This window comes from Pseudomonas sp. GW821-FHT09C08 (assembly GCF_059418125.1).
This window is the reverse complement of sequence record NZ_JBWKPG010000003.1, coordinates 240904-259578: the sequence shown is the minus strand read 5'-3', so window position 1 is coordinate 259578 and position 18675 is coordinate 240904. Positions and strand designations below refer to the sequence as shown.

Annotated in this window: 15 protein-coding genes; 11 read left to right on the top strand and 4 right to left on the bottom strand. The window is 60.8% G+C overall.

Annotated elements, in window-relative coordinates; all coding sequences use genetic code 11:
- Positions 1-36 precede the first annotated feature (36 nt).
- From tssE to AC07OJ_RS12155, 8 genes are all read left to right on the top strand, one after another.
- Entirely contained in the window at positions 37-552 is a 516-nt protein-coding gene (gene tssE / locus AC07OJ_RS12190; RefSeq protein WP_005792513.1) for a type VI secretion system baseplate subunit TssE, read from the top strand.
- On the top strand, positions 549-2408 hold the full coding sequence (gene tssF / locus AC07OJ_RS12185) for a type VI secretion system baseplate subunit TssF (RefSeq protein ID WP_065902533.1): 1860 nt from the start codon (positions 549-551) through the stop codon (positions 2406-2408). Before tssE ends, tssF begins: the two co-directional genes overlap by 4 nt.
- Positions 2372-3415, top strand: coding sequence for a type VI secretion system baseplate subunit TssG (gene tssG / locus AC07OJ_RS12180; RefSeq protein ID WP_065902535.1), 1044 nt, complete (start codon positions 2372-2374; stop codon positions 3413-3415). Before tssF ends, tssG begins: the two co-directional genes overlap by 37 nt.
- Entirely contained in the window at positions 3408-6065 is a 2658-nt protein-coding gene (gene tssH, locus AC07OJ_RS12175; protein WP_495094595.1) for a type VI secretion system ATPase TssH, read from the top strand. Before tssG ends, tssH begins: the two co-directional genes overlap by 8 nt.
- A gap of 111 nt (positions 6066-6176) precedes the next feature.
- A complete protein-coding gene (locus AC07OJ_RS12170) occupies positions 6177-8117 on the top strand; it encodes a type VI secretion system Vgr family protein (RefSeq protein WP_065902539.1) in 1941 nt (646 codons plus the stop codon).
- Positions 8118-8131: 14 nt separating this feature from the next.
- Positions 8132-8566 (top strand): DcrB-related protein, encoded by a 435-nt coding sequence (locus AC07OJ_RS12165; RefSeq protein ID WP_065902540.1) that lies wholly within the window; start codon positions 8132-8134, stop codon positions 8564-8566.
- 12 nt (positions 8567-8578) lie between these two features.
- Entirely contained in the window at positions 8579-13003 is a 4425-nt protein-coding gene (locus tag AC07OJ_RS12160) for an RHS repeat-associated core domain-containing protein (protein ID WP_495094594.1), read from the top strand.
- Positions 13000-13626 (top strand): hypothetical protein, encoded by a 627-nt coding sequence (locus AC07OJ_RS12155; protein WP_065902541.1) that lies wholly within the window; start codon positions 13000-13002, stop codon positions 13624-13626. Before AC07OJ_RS12160 ends, AC07OJ_RS12155 begins: the two co-directional genes overlap by 4 nt.
- 116 nt (positions 13627-13742) lie before the next feature.
- Here the strand turns inward: AC07OJ_RS12155 and AC07OJ_RS12150 are convergent, their stop codons facing one another.
- The gene (locus AC07OJ_RS12150) at positions 13743-14018 is read right to left on the bottom strand and encodes an HU family DNA-binding protein (RefSeq protein WP_495094593.1); all 276 of its coding nucleotides are present in this window, start codon (positions 14016-14018) and stop codon (positions 13743-13745) included.
- Positions 14019-14252: 234 nt separating this feature from the next.
- Between AC07OJ_RS12150 and AC07OJ_RS12145 the strand changes: the two genes are divergently transcribed.
- Positions 14253-14867, top strand: coding sequence for a DUF6707 family protein (locus AC07OJ_RS12145; RefSeq protein ID WP_495094592.1), 615 nt, complete (start codon positions 14253-14255; stop codon positions 14865-14867).
- A gap of 159 nt (positions 14868-15026) precedes the next feature.
- Here AC07OJ_RS12145 and AC07OJ_RS12140 read toward each other — a convergent pair whose 3' ends face one another.
- The 3 genes from AC07OJ_RS12140 to AC07OJ_RS12130 form a co-directional block, all read right to left on the bottom strand.
- Positions 15027-15302: an HU family DNA-binding protein gene (locus AC07OJ_RS12140; protein ID WP_003213368.1), complete on the bottom strand. Its 276-nt coding sequence runs from the start codon at positions 15300-15302 to the stop codon at positions 15027-15029.
- Between the two features lie 191 nt (positions 15303-15493).
- On the bottom strand, positions 15494-16642 hold the full coding sequence (locus AC07OJ_RS12135) for an NAD(P)/FAD-dependent oxidoreductase (protein ID WP_065902543.1): 1149 nt from the start codon (positions 16640-16642) through the stop codon (positions 15494-15496).
- A gap of 37 nt (positions 16643-16679) precedes the next feature.
- Positions 16680-16847 (bottom strand): rubredoxin, encoded by a 168-nt coding sequence (locus AC07OJ_RS12130; protein ID WP_015886569.1) that lies wholly within the window; start codon positions 16845-16847, stop codon positions 16680-16682.
- Positions 16848-17042: 195 nt separating this feature from the next.
- Between AC07OJ_RS12130 and AC07OJ_RS12125 the strand changes: the two genes are divergently transcribed.
- A complete protein-coding gene (locus tag AC07OJ_RS12125) occupies positions 17043-17606 on the top strand; it encodes a chorismate--pyruvate lyase family protein (RefSeq protein ID WP_495094591.1) in 564 nt (187 codons plus the stop codon).
- Positions 17606-18496, top strand: coding sequence for a 4-hydroxybenzoate octaprenyltransferase (gene ubiA, locus AC07OJ_RS12120; RefSeq protein ID WP_065902545.1), 891 nt, complete (start codon positions 17606-17608; stop codon positions 18494-18496). Before AC07OJ_RS12125 ends, ubiA begins: the two co-directional genes overlap by 1 nt.
- The last annotated feature ends 179 nt before the right edge of the window (positions 18497-18675 follow it).

Here is an 18675-nt window from a genome sequence, read left to right as displayed (position 1 = left end):
GTGTTCCTCTCGCAACCCGTCCGTGGAGCTGCTTTGGTGGTAACTGAAATCGCTTCCCGCGACCGTCTGCAACCGTCCCTGCTGGACCGGTTGACCGACGACGACCCGACCAATCCCAAGGAAAGCGCCGACAAACGCGTGCTGTCCCTGACCCAATTGAAAGCCTCGGTTCTACGCGACCTGGCGTGGCTGCTCAACACCACGTCGTTGCTGGATGCCGATGCCACCCTGCACACCCCGGCCGGTACTTCGGTGGTCAACTACGGCCTGCCGGCACTGGCGGGCAACAGTGTATCCAGCGTCGATATCAAGGCCCTGGAAGCCCTGATCTACCAGGCCATCGCCACGTTTGAGCCGCGTATCCTGCGCCACACCTTGCGGGTCAAAGCCCGCGTCGGCCATGGCGAGATGAACCACAACGCGCTGAGTTTCGAGATCGAAGGCGACCTGTGGGCACAACCGGTGCCGTTGCGCCTGCTGCTGCAAACCGACCTCGACCTGGAGTCTGGCCATGTACGCGTGGTGAATGCCGACCAGCGGAGGCGCCCATGAACCCGCGCCTGCTGGAGCTGTACAACCAGGAACTGCACCACGTGCGCGAAAGCGCCGCCGAGTTCGCCAAGGAATACCCGAAGATCGCCAGTCGGCTGACCCTGTCCGGCATGGACTGCGCCGACCCGTACGTCGAACGCCTGCTCGAAGGCTTTGCCTACCTGACGGCCCGCGTACAGCTCAAGCTCGACGCCGAGTACCCGACCTTCACCCACAACCTGCTGGAAATCGCCTACCCGCACTACCTGGCACCGACACCGTCGATGACCGTGGTGCAATTGCAGACCGATCCCGATGAAGGCTCCCTGGCCAGTGGCTTCCCGCTGCCGCGCGACACGGTGTTGCGTGCCGCGCTGGGCCGCGAGACCCAGACCTGCTGCGAGTACCGCACCGCACACCCGGTGACGTTGTGGCCGTTGCAAGTCAGCGGCGCCGAGTACTTCGGCAACCCCGCCGCCGTGCTCGGCCGCCTGGCCGCCAGCGAGCCGAAAGCCAAGGCCGGCCTGCGCCTGACCCTGCGCACCGGCGCCGAATTGCCGTTCAACAGCCTCGACCTCGATAACCTGCCGCTGTACCTGAGCGGCGCCGACGAGCAACCGTTCCGTCTCTACGAGCAATTGCTCGGCAACGCCTGCGCGGTGTTCGCGCGCAAGCCCGGTGGCGACTGGGTCGAACGCCTGCCTCAAGGCGCATTGCGCTCGCGGGGGTTTGACGACGCCGACGCGGCGATGCCCGTGGTCGCGCGGGCATTCCAGGGCTATCGCCTGCTGCAGGAATACTTCGCCCTGCCCCATCGCTTCCTGTTCGTCGAATTCGCCGAGCTGGGCCGCGCGGTCAAACGCTGCGACGGCCAGGAACTGGAGCTGATCGTCCTGTTCGACCGTCACGAGCCGAGCCTGGAAGGCAGTGTCGGCGCCGCGCAGTTCATGCCGTTCTGCACGCCGGCCATCAACCTGTTTGCGAAACGGGTGGACCGCATCCACTTGTCCGACCGGGTCAACGAACACCATGTGATCGCCGACCGCACCCGGCCGATGGACTTCGAGATTCATTCGTTGAGCGGCATCACCGGCCACGGCACGGGGCCGGAACAGCCGTTTTTGCCGTTCTACGCGGTACGCGATCCGTCGCGGTATGGTCGTGACCAGGCCTACTACACCGTGCGCCGCGAGCCGCGTGTGCTGTCCAGCGATCAGCGCCGCAACGGTCCGCGCTCCACGTATGTGGGCAGTGAAACCTTCGTCAGCCTGGTCGACAGTCAGCAGGCGCCGTACCGCCACGACCTGCGCCAACTTGGCGTGACCGCGCTGTGCACCAACCGCGATTTGCCGCTGTTCATGAGTGTGGGCAACGGCAAGACCGACTTCACCCTGGCCGACAGCGCCCCGGTATTGGCCGTGCGTTGCGTTGCCGGCCCGAGCCGCCCGCGCGCCAGCCACGCCCATGATGCCAAGGCCTGGCGCCTGATCAGCCAGTTGTCGCTCAACTACCTGTCGCTGAGCGAACAAGGCCAGGGCGCCGGCGCCTTGCGCGAACTGCTGCGCCTGTACGGCGACAGCAACGATGCCGCCCTGCAATTGCAGATCGAAGGCCTGCGCGAAGTCAGCAGCAAAGCGGTGACCCGACGCTTGCCGATGCCCGGCCCGATCGTGTTTGGTCGCGGCCTGGAAATCACCTTGGAATTCGATGAAAACGCGTTTCGCGGCACTGGCGTGTTCCTGCTCGGTGCAGTGCTGGAGCGCTTCCTGGCACGCTACGTGTCGATCAACAGTTTTACCGAGACGGTGATCCGTACCACCGAACGCGGCGAGATCATGCGATGGAAAGCCAAGCCCGGGCGGCGTCCGACCCTGTGAATACACTGGATGCGATGCATCAGGAGCCCTGGGAATACGATTTTTTCCAGGCATTGCGGCGTATCGAGTGCGAATCGCCGGAGCTGCCACGCCTGGGCCATTCCCTGCGCCTGGCGGATGACCCGCTGCGCCTCGGGCAACAGGCCGACTGCACCTTCGCCCCGGCGACCCTGGCCTCGGTCGATCCGGGTGGCGACGGCAAGCCGGCGCGGCTGGAGCAGTTCTTCTTCGGCCTCGGCGGCCCCAACGGCCCGTTGCCGCTGCACATCACCGAGTACGTGCGCGAGCGTCAGCGCAACAACGCCGACAGCACCAGCAAACAGTTCCTGGATATTTTCCACCACCGCCTGCTGAGCCTGTTCTACCGGGCCTGGGCCGAGGCGCGGCCGACCGTCAGCCACGACCGTCCGGACGACGACTACTGGTCCGCACGCCTGGCGGCCTTGAGTGGCCGCGGCATGCCGAGCCTGCTCAACCAGGGCCTGATTCCGGACACCGCGAAGCTGCACTACAGCGGTCACCTGTCGGCGCAAACCCGCTACCCGGACGGCTTGAAGGCGATCCTCGGCGAGTACTTCGGCCTGCCCGTGGAGATCGAGGAATACGTCGGTCAATGGCTGGAGCTGCCCGAGCGCAGCCGCGTCAGCGTGAGCGCCAATCAACTGGGCGTGGACTTTTGCCTGGGCAGCCACGTGTGGGACCGCCAGCATAAATTTCGCATCCGCCTCGGCCCGCTCAAGCTCGATGACTACATGGGCATGCTGCCCGGCAGCCAGCCGTTCAATGAGCTGGTGGCGTGGGTGGCCGAGTACCTGGGCCATGAATTGGACTGGGACCTGAACCTGGTTTTGCAACAACCCGAAGTGCCGACGCTGCAACTCAACGGCCAGTTCCGCCTGGGCTTCAACACCTGGCTCGGCAAACCTGCACAAGACGCCAACGACCTAATCCTGGCCCGGCACTACGCCGATCACGCCACCACCTCAAGGAATCCAGAGCATGGGTGAAATCAGTCGCGCCGCACTGTTCGGCAAACTCAACAGCGTGGCCTACAAGGCCATCGAAGCCGCCACCGTGTTCTGCAAACTGCGGGGCAACCCGTACGTGGAACTGGCCCACTGGTTTCACCAGTTGCTGCAGCTGCAGGACTCGGACCTGCACCGCATCATTCGCCAGTTCAACGTCGAGCCGGCACGCCTGGCCCGCGACCTGACCGAAGCCCTGGACCGCCTGCCGCGCGGCTCGACCTCGATCACTGACCTGTCATCTCACGTCGAAGAGGCCGTAGAACGCGGCTGGGTCTACGGCAGCCTGATGTTCGGCGAAAGCCAGGTGCGCACCGGTTACCTGGTGCTCGGTATTATCAAGACCCCGAGCCTGCGCCACGCGTTGCTGGGCTTGTCTTCGGAGTTCGACAAGATCAAGGCCGAAGCCCTGAGCGAACGTTTTGACGAATACGTCGGCGACTCGCCCGAACATGCCTTGAGCGCCAGCGACGGTTTCAATGCCGGTGCGGTACCAGGCGAAGCCAGCGGCGCGATGGCGCCGAGTGCGATGGGCAAGCAGGAAGCCCTCAAGCGCTTCACCGTCGACCTCACCGAACAGGCCCGCAGCGGCAAGCTCGACCCGATCGTGGGCCGTGACGAAGAGATCCGCCAGTTGGTGGATATCCTGATGCGTCGGCGCCAGAACAACCCGATCCTCACCGGTGAAGCCGGGGTGGGCAAGACCGCCGTGGTCGAAGGTTTCGCCCTGCGCATCGTCGCCGGCGATGTGCCGCCTGCGCTCAAAGACGTGGAACTGCGCAGCCTCGACGTGGGCCTGCTGCAAGCCGGCGCGAGCATGAAAGGTGAGTTCGAACAGCGCCTGCGCCAGGTCATCGAAGACGTCCAGGCTTCGCCCAAGCCGATCATCCTCTTCATCGACGAAGCCCACACGCTGGTAGGTGCCGGTGGCGCCGCCGGCACCGGTGACGCCGCCAACCTGCTCAAGCCTGCCCTCGCCCGTGGCACCTTGCGTACCGTGGCCGCGACGACGTGGGCCGAGTACAAGAAGCACATCGAGAAGGACCCGGCGCTGACCCGGCGTTTCCAGGTCGTGCAAGTGGCCGAGCCGTCGGAAGACAAGGCACTGCTGATGATGCGCGGCGTGGCCTCGACCATGGAAAAACACCATCAGGTGCAGATTCTCGACGAAGCCCTGGAAGCCTCGGTGAAGTTGTCGCACCGCTACATTCCTGCGCGCCAGCTACCGGACAAATCCGTGAGTTTGCTGGACACCGCCTGCGCCCGTGTCGCCATCAGCCTGCACGCCGTGCCGGCTGAAGTCGACGACAGCCGCCGCCGCATCGAAGCGCTGGAAACCGAGTTGCAGATCATCGCCCGCGAACACGCGATCGGCATCGCCATCGGTACACGCCAGGCCAACAGCGAAGCCTTGCTGAGTGCCGAGCGTGAACGCCTGGCCACCTTGGAAAGCCGCTGGGCCGAAGAGAAAACCTTGGTCGACGAACTGCTGGCGACCCGCGCGACCTTGCGTGAAAAAGCCGGCGTGGTGGACAGCGGCAACGATGAGCTGCGCGCCCAATTGGTCGACCTGCAACAGCGCCTCACGGCCCTGCAAGGCGAAACCCCGCTGATCCTGCCGACCGTGGATTACCAGGCCGTGGCCTCGGTGGTCGCCGACTGGACCGGCATCCCGGTGGGCCGTATGGCGCGCAATGAGCTGGAGACCGTGCTCAACCTCGACCAGCACCTGAAGAAGCGCATCATTGGCCAGGACCACGCGTTGCAGATGATCGCCAAGCGCATCCAGACTTCCCGCGCCGGCCTCGACAACCCGAGCAAGCCGATTGGCGTGTTCATGCTCGCCGGCACGTCGGGCGTGGGCAAGACCGAAACCGCCCTGGCCCTGGCCGAAGCCATGTACGGCGGCGAGCAGAACGTGATCACCATCAACATGAGCGAGTTCCAGGAAGCCCACACGGTGTCGACCCTCAAGGGCGCGCCACCGGGCTACATCGGCTACGGCGAAGGCGGCGTGCTGACCGAGGCGGTGCGGCGCAAACCCTACAGCGTGGTGCTGCTGGACGAGGTGGAAAAAGCCCACCCGGACGTGCACGAGATCTTCTTCCAGGTGTTCGACAAGGGCGTGATGGAAGACGGCGAAGGCCGGGTGATCGACTTCAAGAACACCCTGATCCTGCTGACCACCAACGCCGGCACCGAGCTGATTTCGCATGTCTGCAAAGACCCTGCGAACACGCCCGAGCCGGAAGAAATCGCCAAGGCCCTGCGCCAGCCGTTGCTGGAGATTTTCCCGCCGGCACTGCTCGGCCGCCTGGTGACCATTCCTTACTACCCGCTGAGCGACACGATGCTCAAGGCGATCACTCGCCTGCAACTGGACCGCATCAAGAAGCGCGTGGAGAGCACCCACAAGGTCGCCTTCGACTACGACGATGCGGTGGTCGACCTGATCGTCTCGCGCTGCACCGAAACCGAAAGCGGCGGGCGCATGATCGACACCATTCTGACCAACAGCCTGCTGCCGGACATGAGCCGTGAATTCCTCACGCGCATGCTCGAAGGCAAGGCGCTGGCGGGCGTGCGTATCAGCACGCGGGATAACGAATTGCACTACGACTTCAACGATTGACCTGACGGAATGCGATAAAAACTGTGGGAGCTGGCTTGCCTGCTTCCACACAAGCCAGCTCCCACATTGGATTCGGTTTCTTCAGTTATTAAGTCATTTACGGGTTAACCGATGCTATTCAACCAAGCCACACGCCTGGCCAAGATCACCAGCCCCCTCGGGCCGGATGTGCTGCTGCTCAATGAAATGGGCGGCGGTGAAGAGTTGGGCCGGTTGTTCAACTACGAGCTGCAACTGACCTCGCTGGACGCCAACATCGACCTCAACCAGTTGCTGGGCAAGCCGATGAGCGTCGGCCTGCAGTTGGCGGACGGTGGCGAGCGACACTTTCACGGCATCGTCGCGCGCTGCAGCCAGAATATCGACCAGGGCCAGTTCGCCAGCTACCAGGTGACGTTGCGCCCATGGCTGTGGCTGCTGAGCCGCACTTCGGACTGCCGGATTTTCCAGAACCTGAGCATCCCGCAGATCATCAAGCAGGTGTTTCGCGACCTGGGTTTTTCCGACTTCGAGGACGCCCTGAGCCGGCCGTACCGCGAGTGGGAATACTGCGTGCAGTACCGCGAGACCAGTTTCGATTTCGTCAGCCGCCTGATGGAACAGGAAGGCATCTACTACTTCTTCCGCCACGAACAGGATCGCCACGTGCTGGTGCTGGCCGACGCCTACGGCGCCCACGCCACGGTGCCCGGCTACGCGTCGATCCCGTACTACCCCAAGGACGAGCAGCAGCGCGAACGCGACCATATGCACAACTGGCACCTGGCGCAGGAAGTACAACCGGGCTCGCTGGAACTCAACGACTACGACTTCCAGCGCCCCAGCGCCAGCATCGACGTGCGCTCGGCAATGCCGCGCCCGCACACCGCCGGCGACTACCCGTTGTATGACTATCCCGGCACCTACGTGCAAAGCGCAGACGGCGAACACTACGCCCGCACCCGGATCGAAGCCCTGCAAACCCTGCATGAACAGATCGAGTTCAGCGGCAATGCCCGTGGCCTGGGTTCGGGTCACCTGTTCAGCCTTACCGGCTTCAGCCGCCAGGACCAGAACCGCGAATACCTGATCGTCGGCTGCCGTTACTACATCGTCCAGGAAAGCCTGGAAAGCGGCGGCGGCTCGGGGTCTGCACAGTTCGAAAGCAGCCTGACCTGCATCGACGCGCAACAAAGCTTCCGGCCACTGGCCAACACCCACCGCCCAATCGTCAAGGGCCCGCAAACCGCGCTGGTGGTCGGCCCTAAAGGCGAAGAAATCTGGACCGACCAGTACGGCCGCGTGAAGGTGCACTTCTACTGGGACCGCCACGACCAATCCAACGAAAACAGCTCTTGCTGGATTCGCGTGTCGCAATCCTGGGCCGGCAAGAATTGGGGCTCGATGCAGATCCCAAGGATCGGCCAGGAAGTGATTGTGAGCTTTCTGGAAGGTGACCCGGACCGGCCGATCATTACCGGACGCGTCTACAACGCCGAGCAGACGGTGCCCTACGACCTGCCGGAAAACGCGACCCAGAGCGGCATGAAAAGCCGCTCGAGCAAGGGCGGCACGCCGGCCAACTTCAATGAAATCCGTATGGAGGACAAGAAGGGCCTGGAGCAGCTGTACATCCATGCCGAGCGTAACCAGGACATCGTGGTGGAGGTGGATGAAAGCCACTCGGTGGGGCATGACCGTAACAAAAGTATTGGCCACAACGAGACGGTGACGATTGGCAATAACCGCCTGCGCATCGTCAAGCAGCAAGACATCCTCTCGGTAGGCCAGAGAAAGACCGACAGCATCAGCCAGAGCTACGTGATTGAAGTGGGCGAAAACCTGCGCCTGGTCTGCGGTGAAAGCATCCTGGAGTTGAACGCGAGCGGGCAGATCAACCTGACCGGCGTGCAAATCAGCTTCTACGCCAGCGGTGATGCCGAATTCAACACCGGCGGCGTGCTGCACCTGAACAACGGCGGCGGCCCCGGCGCCACACCCGATGGCCAAGGCCAGAAAAGCGCCATCGACGCCAACATCAAAGCCGCGTTCCCCGCGCCTAAAAGCTCCTGACGAGACCTGTTTTCATGACGTATCGAATTAACGAATTCCAGTTTCAACTGCCCGCCAGCGAGCTGCAGGACGCGACCATCAATATCCTCAAGTTCCCTGAATTGGGGACCTCCCTGATCGTCAGCCGCAGCCTGCTCGCCGAGGGTGAAACCCTGCACAGCAACTTCAATGACCAACTCCAGCGCCTGGAAAAACAGGTGCAGGATCTGCGCTACCAACCGGGGGTCGATGTGCGTTTGGGCGCCGCCCAAGAGGTGCAAGGCATCGAGCTGCGCAGCCAGTTCAACAAGGGCAATGACAAGGTTTTCCAGTATCAGCTGGCATTGGTGATACCGGGCACGCGCAAGATGCTCGCCTTGAGTTATGTGAAGGCAGACACGCTTGGGGATGCCGAGGCGGCGCACTGGGCATTGATCAAAAACTCGCTGTCGTTCGACGCTGTTTCCTGATGAGTTGCCTGCATGTCTGACGCGTTATGGGCGGCCCGGATGGGCGATGCGCTGACCCACACCTCGATGATGGCCGATATCCTGGGTGGGGTGCTGGAGGTGGCGGCCAACGTGGCGATCACGGCACTGGCGACTGCGGCGGTGGCGGCGGCGATTGGCGTCACCGTCGCCACCGCAGGTATCGGTGGCTGCATCCTCGGTGCAGTGGTGGGCATCGTGGTCGGTATGGCCATGAGCAAGACAGGGGCCGACAAGGGCCTCAGTAAGATGTGCGAGAGTTTCGCCAACGCGCTGTTCCCGCCCGTGGTGGAAGCCACGATTGCGGTGGGTTCGACCGACACTTTCGTCAACAGCATTCCGGCTGCGCGTGCTGCAGGGTCGATCGCCTCGCACGTGGCTCCCGCAGGCACGGAGCTTGAGCAGGCACCGCCTGAGCCCGACCCCGAGCCACAACCCGAGCCTGGCTTCCTTGACATGGCCGAGGGTTTCTTCTCCCAGCTATGGCGGCCCACCGTCGCCACGCCTGCACCGGGCGTGGTACCGGCGCTTACCGACATGGTCCTGTGTGCCCGCCACCCACCGATGCCGCCGCAGCTCCTGGCCGAGGGTTCGGACAAGGTCACCATCAATGGGCAACCCGCCGTGCGCAGCGGTGATCGCAGCATGTGCGAGGCGACTGTGGTGTCGTCGGGGCTGATCTCGCCGAATGTCACGATTGGCGGCGGCACGGTGGTGGTGCAGGAGATCCGCAGCGGGAAAACCCCAGGAGTGGGGTTGGCAATTGAAGCATTGATGATGCTTAAAGGAGCCAAGGGCAAGACGCTGAGTAATTTGCCGTGCATGTTGCTCGGCGGTGTCAGTTCCTTTGCCGTAAGCCAGGCCATCGGCGCCATGACTAACGCCGCAATGTCTTCACTTAACCCTGTGCATGCCGCGACAGGCGCCAAAATACTGGGCGGCCAGAATGAACTGGATTTTGTACTGCCAGGTGCGTTACCCATGGCCTGGCAGCGCGTCTATAACAGCCACGATATGCGCAAGACAGGGCTCTTCGGCGCGGGCTGGAGCGTTGCCTATGAGGTGAGCGTCGAAATTTTGATGCACCCTGAAGGCGGCGAGGAGCTGATCTACACAGATGAGCAAGGACGGCGTATCAGCCTGGGCTCGCTTGCGCCAGGCAGCGCAATGTTCAGCCCTGCAGAAGTGCTTAGCTTCAGGCGTCATCACAACGGTCAGTTATTGATCGAGAGCGATGACGGATTGTATCGCCTGTTCGATCTCACGCCAGGTTCGACCACGCACCTTCGGTTGAGTCAGTTGGGGGATCGCAATGACAACCGGATTTTCGTTGGCTACCACGAGGATGGTCGCATTGCGCGCCTCGTGGACACATCAAGTCAGGTCCAGGTTGAGCTGGTTTACGCCCAGAGTCGCCTGGAGCGAATCGAACGCCTGTACACCGACCAGTCGCGCGAGGTCCTCGTCAGCTACCGCTACGACGCGATAGGTGAATTGGTGCAAGTGAGCAACGCGTCCGGCGAGGTTCAGCGCCGCTTTGCCTACGACGCCGGGCGCAGGATGATTGAACACCAGCTGCCTACCGGCCTGCGCTGCTTTTATGAGTGGGGGCTCGTCGACAACACTGAATGGCGAGTGGTACGGCACTGGACTGACGAGGGCGACGCCTACCAATTCGATTATGACTTGCAAAAGGGCATCACACGCGTCACAGACAGCCTGCAACGTATCAGTACTCGTCAGTGGAATGCACAGCATCAGATAATCGCGTTCACCGACAATCTGGATAAAACCTGGCTTTTTGAGTGGAACGACGAGCGTCAGTTACTGAGCGCCACGGACCCTCAAGGGGGGCGCTACCAATACAGCTACGATGAGTCCGGCAACCTCACGGCTGAGACGGATCCACTCGGGCGTAGCGTATCCACGCGTTGGCTGGAGCATTGGTCGCTGCCGCGCACACAAACCGACGCCGCCGGCAACACCTGGCAGTATCGCTATGATCAGCGCGGTAACTGTGTCGCCGAGACCGACCCGCTGGGTCATACGACCCGGTATCGCTACAACGCACAAGGCCTGGTGGTGGAGGTCACTGATGCGACCGGCAAAAGCAAACAGTTGAAATGGAATACGCTCGGGCAACTGACCGACCACTTGGATTGCTCGGGATTCCCGACTCGCTTTGGCTACGACCGACATGGGTACTTGCAGGTGATCACCAATGCAATGGGCGAACGGACGCAGTTCAAGCATGACCGCCAGGGTCGGCTGATCAGCAAGCAATTTCCGGACGGGCGAACCGAATATTTTCAGCGCGACAGTTCCGGCCTACTGTTGGGTCATACAGACCCTGCCGGGCACAGTACCCTTTACCAACACAATCGTAGGGGCCAGGTCTGCCTACGTACTGATGCACAGGGTCGCCAAGTTAGCCTGGGCTACGACACGTTCGGCCGGCTACAGTCGTTGAGCAACGAAAATGGTGAGCGCTATCGGTTCACCTGGGATGCGTGCGATCGGATGATCCAACAACAAGGCCTCGACGGTGGCACAAAATCCTACGCCTACGATGGGCTGGACAACCTGATCCGAGTGACATCCACGCCAGCGCCTTATGGCACCGGGCTCGCAATTGTCGCCCAAGCACCTGAAGCACCGATCATTCACCAATTGGAACGCGACGCTGTTGGCCGGTTAATCGCAAAAGTCACAGATGACGGCCGCACCGAATACCAGTACGACCCACTGAGCCAACTCAGCGCCGTCACGTTCAAGGATGCGTCGGGCGTTGAACAGAGCCTTGGTTTTGCCTACAACGCGCTCGGCCATCTGCTTGAGGAACACAGTGCCTCTGGCAGTCTTCACCATCGCTATGATGAACTCGGCAATCTGATACAAACCCAGTTGCCTGATGGCCGCTGGCTCAACCGCCTCTACTACGGCAGCGGTCATTTGCACCAGATCAATCTTGACGGCGAGTTGATCAGTGACTTCGAGCGTGACCGACTCCATCGTGAAGTATTGCGCACTCAGGGCCAGCTCAGTACGCACAGCGACTACGATCCTGTGGGCCGCTTACGTGCTCGCACACGCCGTCATGACAGCCAGCCCGTCTTGTTGCCACCCGATACGCAAAGACAGTTTGACTACGACCCTGCTGACAATTTGATCGGAAAGCTGGACCAGAGGCCCTCTGTACGCCATCAAAAACTGTTTCATTACGACGCAACTGACCGCCTTATCGCGAGCCAAGACCCTTTGTACGGCACCCGTGAGACCTTTGCCTATGACGCAGCAGCCAACTTGCTCGACAGCGCCCATTCAAGCCAGGAAAAGGTGCTCCACAACAGATTGGTCAGCTTTCAAGACAAGCGTTATCGCTATGACGGCTTCGGCCGAATAATCGAAAAGCGTAGCGGACGATACGGTGTACAAAGATTCAGCTATGACGCCGAAAGCCGCCTGATAGAAGTACGCAATGAAAAGGGCCATGTGGTTCGGATGGCCTACGACCCGCTAGACCGGCGTATTGAAAAAACCGAACAAGATCGCAATGGTTATACCTTGAGCCAAGTCAGCTTCACCTGGGACGGTCTGCGGCTGCTCTCAGAGCGACAAAATGGGCGCAGTAGCCTCTATGTATATCTCAATCAAGGACACGAGCCTTTGGCGCGAGTCGATGGACTGGGCGCGCACAAAAAGATCCGTTATTACCACAACGACCTCAATGGCTTGCCTGAGCAATTGACCGAGAGCGATGGCAGCATCGTCTGGAAAGCGATCTATCAGGTATGGGGCAATACCGTGAGTGAAGAACGCGAGCCCTATTATCTGGAAGATCAGAATATTCGCTTCCAAGGCCAGTATCTCGACCGGGAAACCGGACTGCACTACAACACGTTCCGCTTTTATGACCCCGATGTCGGCAGATTCACCACAGAAGACCCGGTTGGATTACTGGGCGGCATTAACCTCTACCAGTACGCCACCAATCCTCTGGGCTGGAGTGACCCACTAGGCTGGTGCTCGACGAAGCTGGGCAAAAATATGGGGGCTCGCAAAGGTGACGGTATGGCCAACCATCACTTGATACCCGAAGAGCTGATCAAGCACAAAGAGTTCGGCAAAATGTTCTCCAGGCTGAAAAAGATAGGTTGGGACCCAGATGGCGCCTCCAATGGTGTTTTCCTGCCAGGATCAAAGGACCTCGCCGCTAAAACGCAGCTTCCTGGGCATTGGTCGAACCATAACAATTACACCGATGCCGTCAGGGATAGACTCAGGGGTTTGAACAAACAACAAGCCGGGCTATCTGACATGGACCTTGCACTGGAAGTCTCGAACATCCAGAAATGGGCGAGCGGCGGGCTGCAGAATGGCCTCTTCAAAACTGATGCAGTGACAGGACGACTTTTATGACCGGCGCCAGCGCTGATTTCTTCATCGTGAATTACCACACCAACGGGGCGGATGCTCCCAGTTTCTTTGAGTCGGACTGGATCCCTCCCGTTCCGGAGTTTCATTACCCTTCAGAAACACCGGATGAACGTGAGTTTGCTAGCGCTTATAAAGTCAAAGCCAAGATCAAGGAGTTGAAGGCGGACCTCATGATTGAGGAGTTGCTGGCGACAGATGCAGTCTTGAACATCTGCGAAACACTTGAGGTTCCTCATATCACGCGCACGGTCGAGATAGAATTAAAAGGCAAAAAGGCACCCGAAAAGCACTACAACCTGTTTGTTCCGACCACCCGACTCAGCCTGCTTGACCTTGAGCATTCGATATTTACCATCGACCGCGATAAATACACCGGCAAACTCAAGACTCCAGAAGAAAGTGATGTACCCGCAATAGTTTTTGAATCCATCGAATCATTCAAAATAAAACCAGGTATTCATCAACACTTGTTTCTATGCACGGATATTAACGAAACCGTCTGCTCCGCTGAGTTCAAGGCGATGTTCGAATCCAAGGCGCTCTTTGGGCTTGAGTTCATACCGTTGGATGCCAGTTATAAATTCGATCCTTGGGGGGAGCTATAACCGGGGTGCCTACTACTGGACCTTTACATTCTCCAGCCTACAAAAAATGGGCACCCGACGCAGTCGGCGTGCCCATCTTTTTTACCGCCCCGCCTCCCTACGAGACGGTATCGCTATTACGGGTTGACGCTGTCTTTGAGCGACTTGCCCGGCTTGAACGCAGCGGTGTTGCTCGCCTTGATCTTCACCGGCTCACCGGTTTGCGGGTTCTTGCCGGTGCGGGCGCCGCGGTGGCGTTGCAGGAAGGTGCCGAAGCCAACCAGGGTGACGTTGTCCTTGCGATGCAGCGCGCCGGTGATTTCTTCGAGCACGGCGTTGAGTACGCGGTTGGCCTGTTCTTTGGTCAGGTCTGCTTTTTCTGCAATAGCGGCTGCGAGGTCTGGTTTACGCATAAGTGAAGCCTCTTTGACGGGTTTTTCATGTCCGTGCTGCTCTCTTCTGGAGCAGCGCCCAAGGCGCCGCAGGCTCTACTCTGCGGCAGACAGAAGGTGGCAAAGGGGCTAGCGTCAGGTACATCGACCCTAGCGACAACCGAGGCGCAGGCTCCTCGATCGCGCATGCCCTGAGCGGCTATGACGACGGGACCCGAGTAAAAATAGTCGTGAAGTAACCGATTGGAGATTTCCATGCAGATCACAGAAGCACTTGATTCACTCTCTGCTGCCAGCGGCCCATTGGCAGACCGCGTGTCGAAAGTGGCAGCCGAATACAATAAAACCCAGAAGTCACGTATCGAATCGCTGACCCGTCTGGCTTACCTGTTGTACGTCATCAATGAAAAAGACCTGGCCGAGCAGCTCACTGCACCGCTGAGCAAAATCCCTTTTGAAAATAACTATGACTATTGGGTCTGGATCGAGGCGTCACTGGTACTCAACGGCGCCCTGGCGAGGGAGCGCGGTGATGAGCCCGTGTACGCGGATGCGCTTGCTCGTGTATTGGCGGCGCTGAACACCGGAAACGAGCTGCAAGTCACGGTGAAGCGCAACACCCATGAACGCTTTGTAAGAGGCGAGACCTTGAGCCTGGACAAAATCCAGGACGCGGAGAACGAAGGCGACTTTGTGACAGAGGGCAATCAACGTGTCACTTACCTGATGAGCCTGTTAAAAATTCAGTTCTTTGATAAACCCGAACATTACCCGCGCGAAAAGATAAAAGCCGATATCGAAGAAAACGTCGCCAGAATCAATGAAATCATTGGCAAGATCGGATTAGAAAAGCTCACGCCATTCAAATGAAGACTCATCAGAAAGCTCCAGATAAAAAGCTGTCTATGACAAGGCGGACGGGGCAGATTGCATTACCGTCTTGTTTAATCCAATAAAAAATGGGCACCCGACCCAGTCGGCGTGCCCATCTTTTTTACCGCCCCGCCTCCCTACGAGACGGTATCGCTATTACGGGTTGACGCTGTCTTTGAGCGACTTGCCCGGCTTGAACGCAACGGTGTTGCTCGCCTTGATCTTCACCGGCTCACCGGTTTGCGGGTTCTTGCCGGTGCGGGCGCCGCGGTGGCGTTGCAGGAAGGTGCCGAAGCCAACCAGGGTGACGCTGTCCTTGCGATGCAGCGCGCCGGTGATTTCTTCGAGTACGGCGTTGAGTACGCGGTTGGCCTGTTCTTTGGTCAGGTCTGCTTTTTCTGCAATAGCGGCTGCGAGTTCTGGTTTACGCATAAGTGAAGCCTCTTTGACGGTTTTTTGTTGTTATGTCCGTGCTGCTCTCTTCTGGAGCAGCGCCCAAGGCGCCGCAGGCTCTACTCTGCGGCAGACGGGAGTGAGGATGGCATGCCCTCGCACGCTCCGCCAGTCTCGCGGCGACCTTTCTGGGCACAAAAACGTGCTTATTCCGACAGAACGACCGGTATTTACGCCAGCAAAGGCGGAAGTTCTTTGTTGAGGGCCAGTTTGTCCATCACGGCGCTGCCGGTCAGGGCATAACCCAGCAGGCGGCCACTGGCGTCGCGGCACAAGGCCTTGATGTCGGCCCCCTGCCCTTCAACGCTCCACACGCCTTCGGTGCCGCGTGGCGGTGGCGACACCACCAGCGGGCAGACCGGCGTCTTGACGGTGACCGGCATCGGGCCGTAGCTGACCGCCGTGGCGTTGCCGGCCAGGGTCTGGGCCAGGGCACGGGCGCAGCTCATCAGTGGCATCACGTACAGCAGGTTGAGACCGTCGACTTCGGCGCAGTCGCCCAAGGCGTAGATATTGGCGTGGGAGGTCTTGAGGTGGCGGTCGACCATGATCCCGCGATTGATCTGCAAGCCGGCAGCCGCCGCCAGGTCGACGCGCGGGCGCAGGCCGATGGCCGAGACCACCAGGTCGCAGTGGATCACTTCACCGTCGGACAGGTGCGCTTCCAGGCCGTCCGCGCTGCGCTGCAGGCGATTGAGCACCGGGCCGAGATGGAAGCGTGCGCCCAGGCTCTCGAGCCCGGCCTGCACGGCCGCGGCTGCCGCCGGGTGCAGCAAGGTCGGCATGACTTGCTCGCACGGCGCCACCAGGTCGATTTCATAGCCGCCAAGGATCAGGTCGTTGGCGAATTCGCAACCGATCAACCCGGCGCCAAGCAGCAGCACGCGGCGCTTGCCGGCAGCGGCAGCCCGAAAGCGCGCGTAGTCCTCGAGGTCGTTGATCGGGAACACCAGCTCGCCCGCATCGCCTTCGACCGGCACGCGCACGGTTTCGGCGCCCCAGGCCAGGATCAGGTCGCGATAGGCCACGGCTTCCTCGCCGATCCACAGGCGCTTGTGGCCGGGGTCGATGCCGCTGACGCGGGTGTGAGTGCGCACCTCGGCCTTGAGTTGTTCGGCCATGGCACCCGGTTCGGCCATGCTCAGGCCATCGGCTTCCTTGTTCTTGCCAAAGCCGGTGGAGAGCATGGGCTTGGAGTAGGAGCGGCCGTCATCCGCAGTGATCAGCAGCAACGGGGTCTCGCTGTCGAGCTTGCGAAACTCCCGGGCCACGTTGTAACCGGCCAATCCTGTGCCGATGATCACGACAGGTGCGTTCATTCCTTTCTCCTTGTAGTACGTTTCTTAAATGTTCAGATCAGCCGATTTCGATCATTTCGAAATCCATCTTGCCCACGCCGCAGTCCGGGCACAGCCAATCTTCCGGGACGTCTTCCCAACGGGTGCCAGGCAGAATTCCGTCATCCGGCCAGCCGTCTTTCTCGTCATAGATCAGGCCGCAGACTACACATTGCCACTTCTTCATTACTTGCTTCCTCAGGGTCCAGGCATCTTGGCCGACGGTCGATAGACCAACGTTGCCGTGCGGCTCAGGGCGTTTTGTACTGATCGGGGCCGGCAGATGCAAGCATGATCGACGCAAACGGCGGGTTCCGCCCGGCAAAAGCTCAGGATGCCATGGTAAGCTCGCCGCCTCTTTTGCTGCCAATACTGACTCACTGTGCCGCACTCAATCGCCCTTCCCGATGCTTGCCAATGGCTGACCCAGAGCCTTCTGGTCCCAGCGCCTGCACCCTTGACCCTCGATTGGCTGTTCGACGAAGGCTCGCTCACGCGCCGGCTGACGTGGCTGTCCGACGACGGCTTCAGCGTGACGCCGCTGTTCGAAGGCTGGCAGCCGCTGCGCGACGATGAATGTGCCGCATTGGGCCTGGCCCCGGCCACGATCGGCTGGGTACGCGAAGTGTATTTGCGCGGGCACGGCCAGCCGTGGGTGTTCGCCCGCAGCGTCGCGGCCCGCAGCGCACTGCAGGGCGACGGGCTGCACATGGACGAACTCGGCAGCCGTTCGCTCGGCGAACTGTTGTTCTGCGACCATGCGTTCACCCGCCAGGCCATCGAAGTATGCCGCTACCCTCGCCCATGGCTGCCCACCGCGGACCAGGTCGACGGGCTGTGGGCACGTCGCTCGCGCTTTGATCGCGGGCCGCTGAGCGTGTTGGTGGCGGAAATCTTCCTGCCGAGCTTCTGGCAGGCGCTGCATGATCATCCGGAGAACTGCTGATGTACCAACGTCTGCTCAAGTCCCTGAACCGCCTGAACCCCAGGGCCTGGGATTTCATTCAGTTGACGCGCATGGACAAGCCCATCGGCATCTACCTGCTGCTGTGGCCGACACTGTGGGCGCTGTGGATCGCCGGCAAGGGCTCGCCGTCCTTGGGCAATATCGTGATTTTCGTGCTGGGCGTGGTGCTGACCCGGGCCGGCGGCTGCGTGATCAATGACTGGGCCGACCGCAAGGTCGACGGCCATGTGAAGCGCACCGAGCAACGCCCGCTGGTCAGCGGCAAGATCAGCTCGAAAGAGGCGCTGGTGTTTTTCGCGGTGCTGATGGGCATCAGTTTCCTGCTGGTACTGCTGACCAACGCCACCACCATCCTGCTGTCCCTGGGCGGCCTGGCCTTGGCGGCGAGCTACCCGTTCATGAAGCGCTACACCTATTACCCGCAGGTGGTGCTGGGCGCGGCGTTTTCCTGGGGCATGCCGATGGCGTTCACCGCCGAGACCGGCCACCTGCCGGCCACTGCGTGGCTGCTGTATATCGCCAACCTGCTGTGGACGGTGGGTTACGACACCTATTACGCAATGACGGACCGTGACGACGACTTGAAGATCGGCGTGAAATCCACCGCCATTCTGTTTGGCGATGCGGACCGCGTGATCATCCTGACCCTGCAGGGCCTGGCACTGGTGTGCCTGTTGCTCGCCGGCGCAAGGTTTGAGCTGGGTGGCTGGTTCCACTTGGGATTGTTGGCGGCGGCAGGCTGTTTTGCCTGGGAGTTCTGGTACACCCGCGACAGGGACCGCCTCAAATGCTTCAAGGCGTTCTTGCACAACCACTGGGCCGGGTTGGCGATATTTGTCGGGATTGTGGCGGATTACGCATTGCGGTGAGCCGGGCTGTCAGGGCGATGGAGCTTGATGTGGCGAGCGGGCTTGCCCCGCGTTGGGGTGCGAAGCCCCCCCAAAACCTGGCGACGCGTTATTCCTGAAATACCGCAGTAGTTTCTACTGGGGCTGCTGCGCAGCCCAACGCGGGGCAAGCCCGCTCACCACAACAGGCCCGCCCGCGA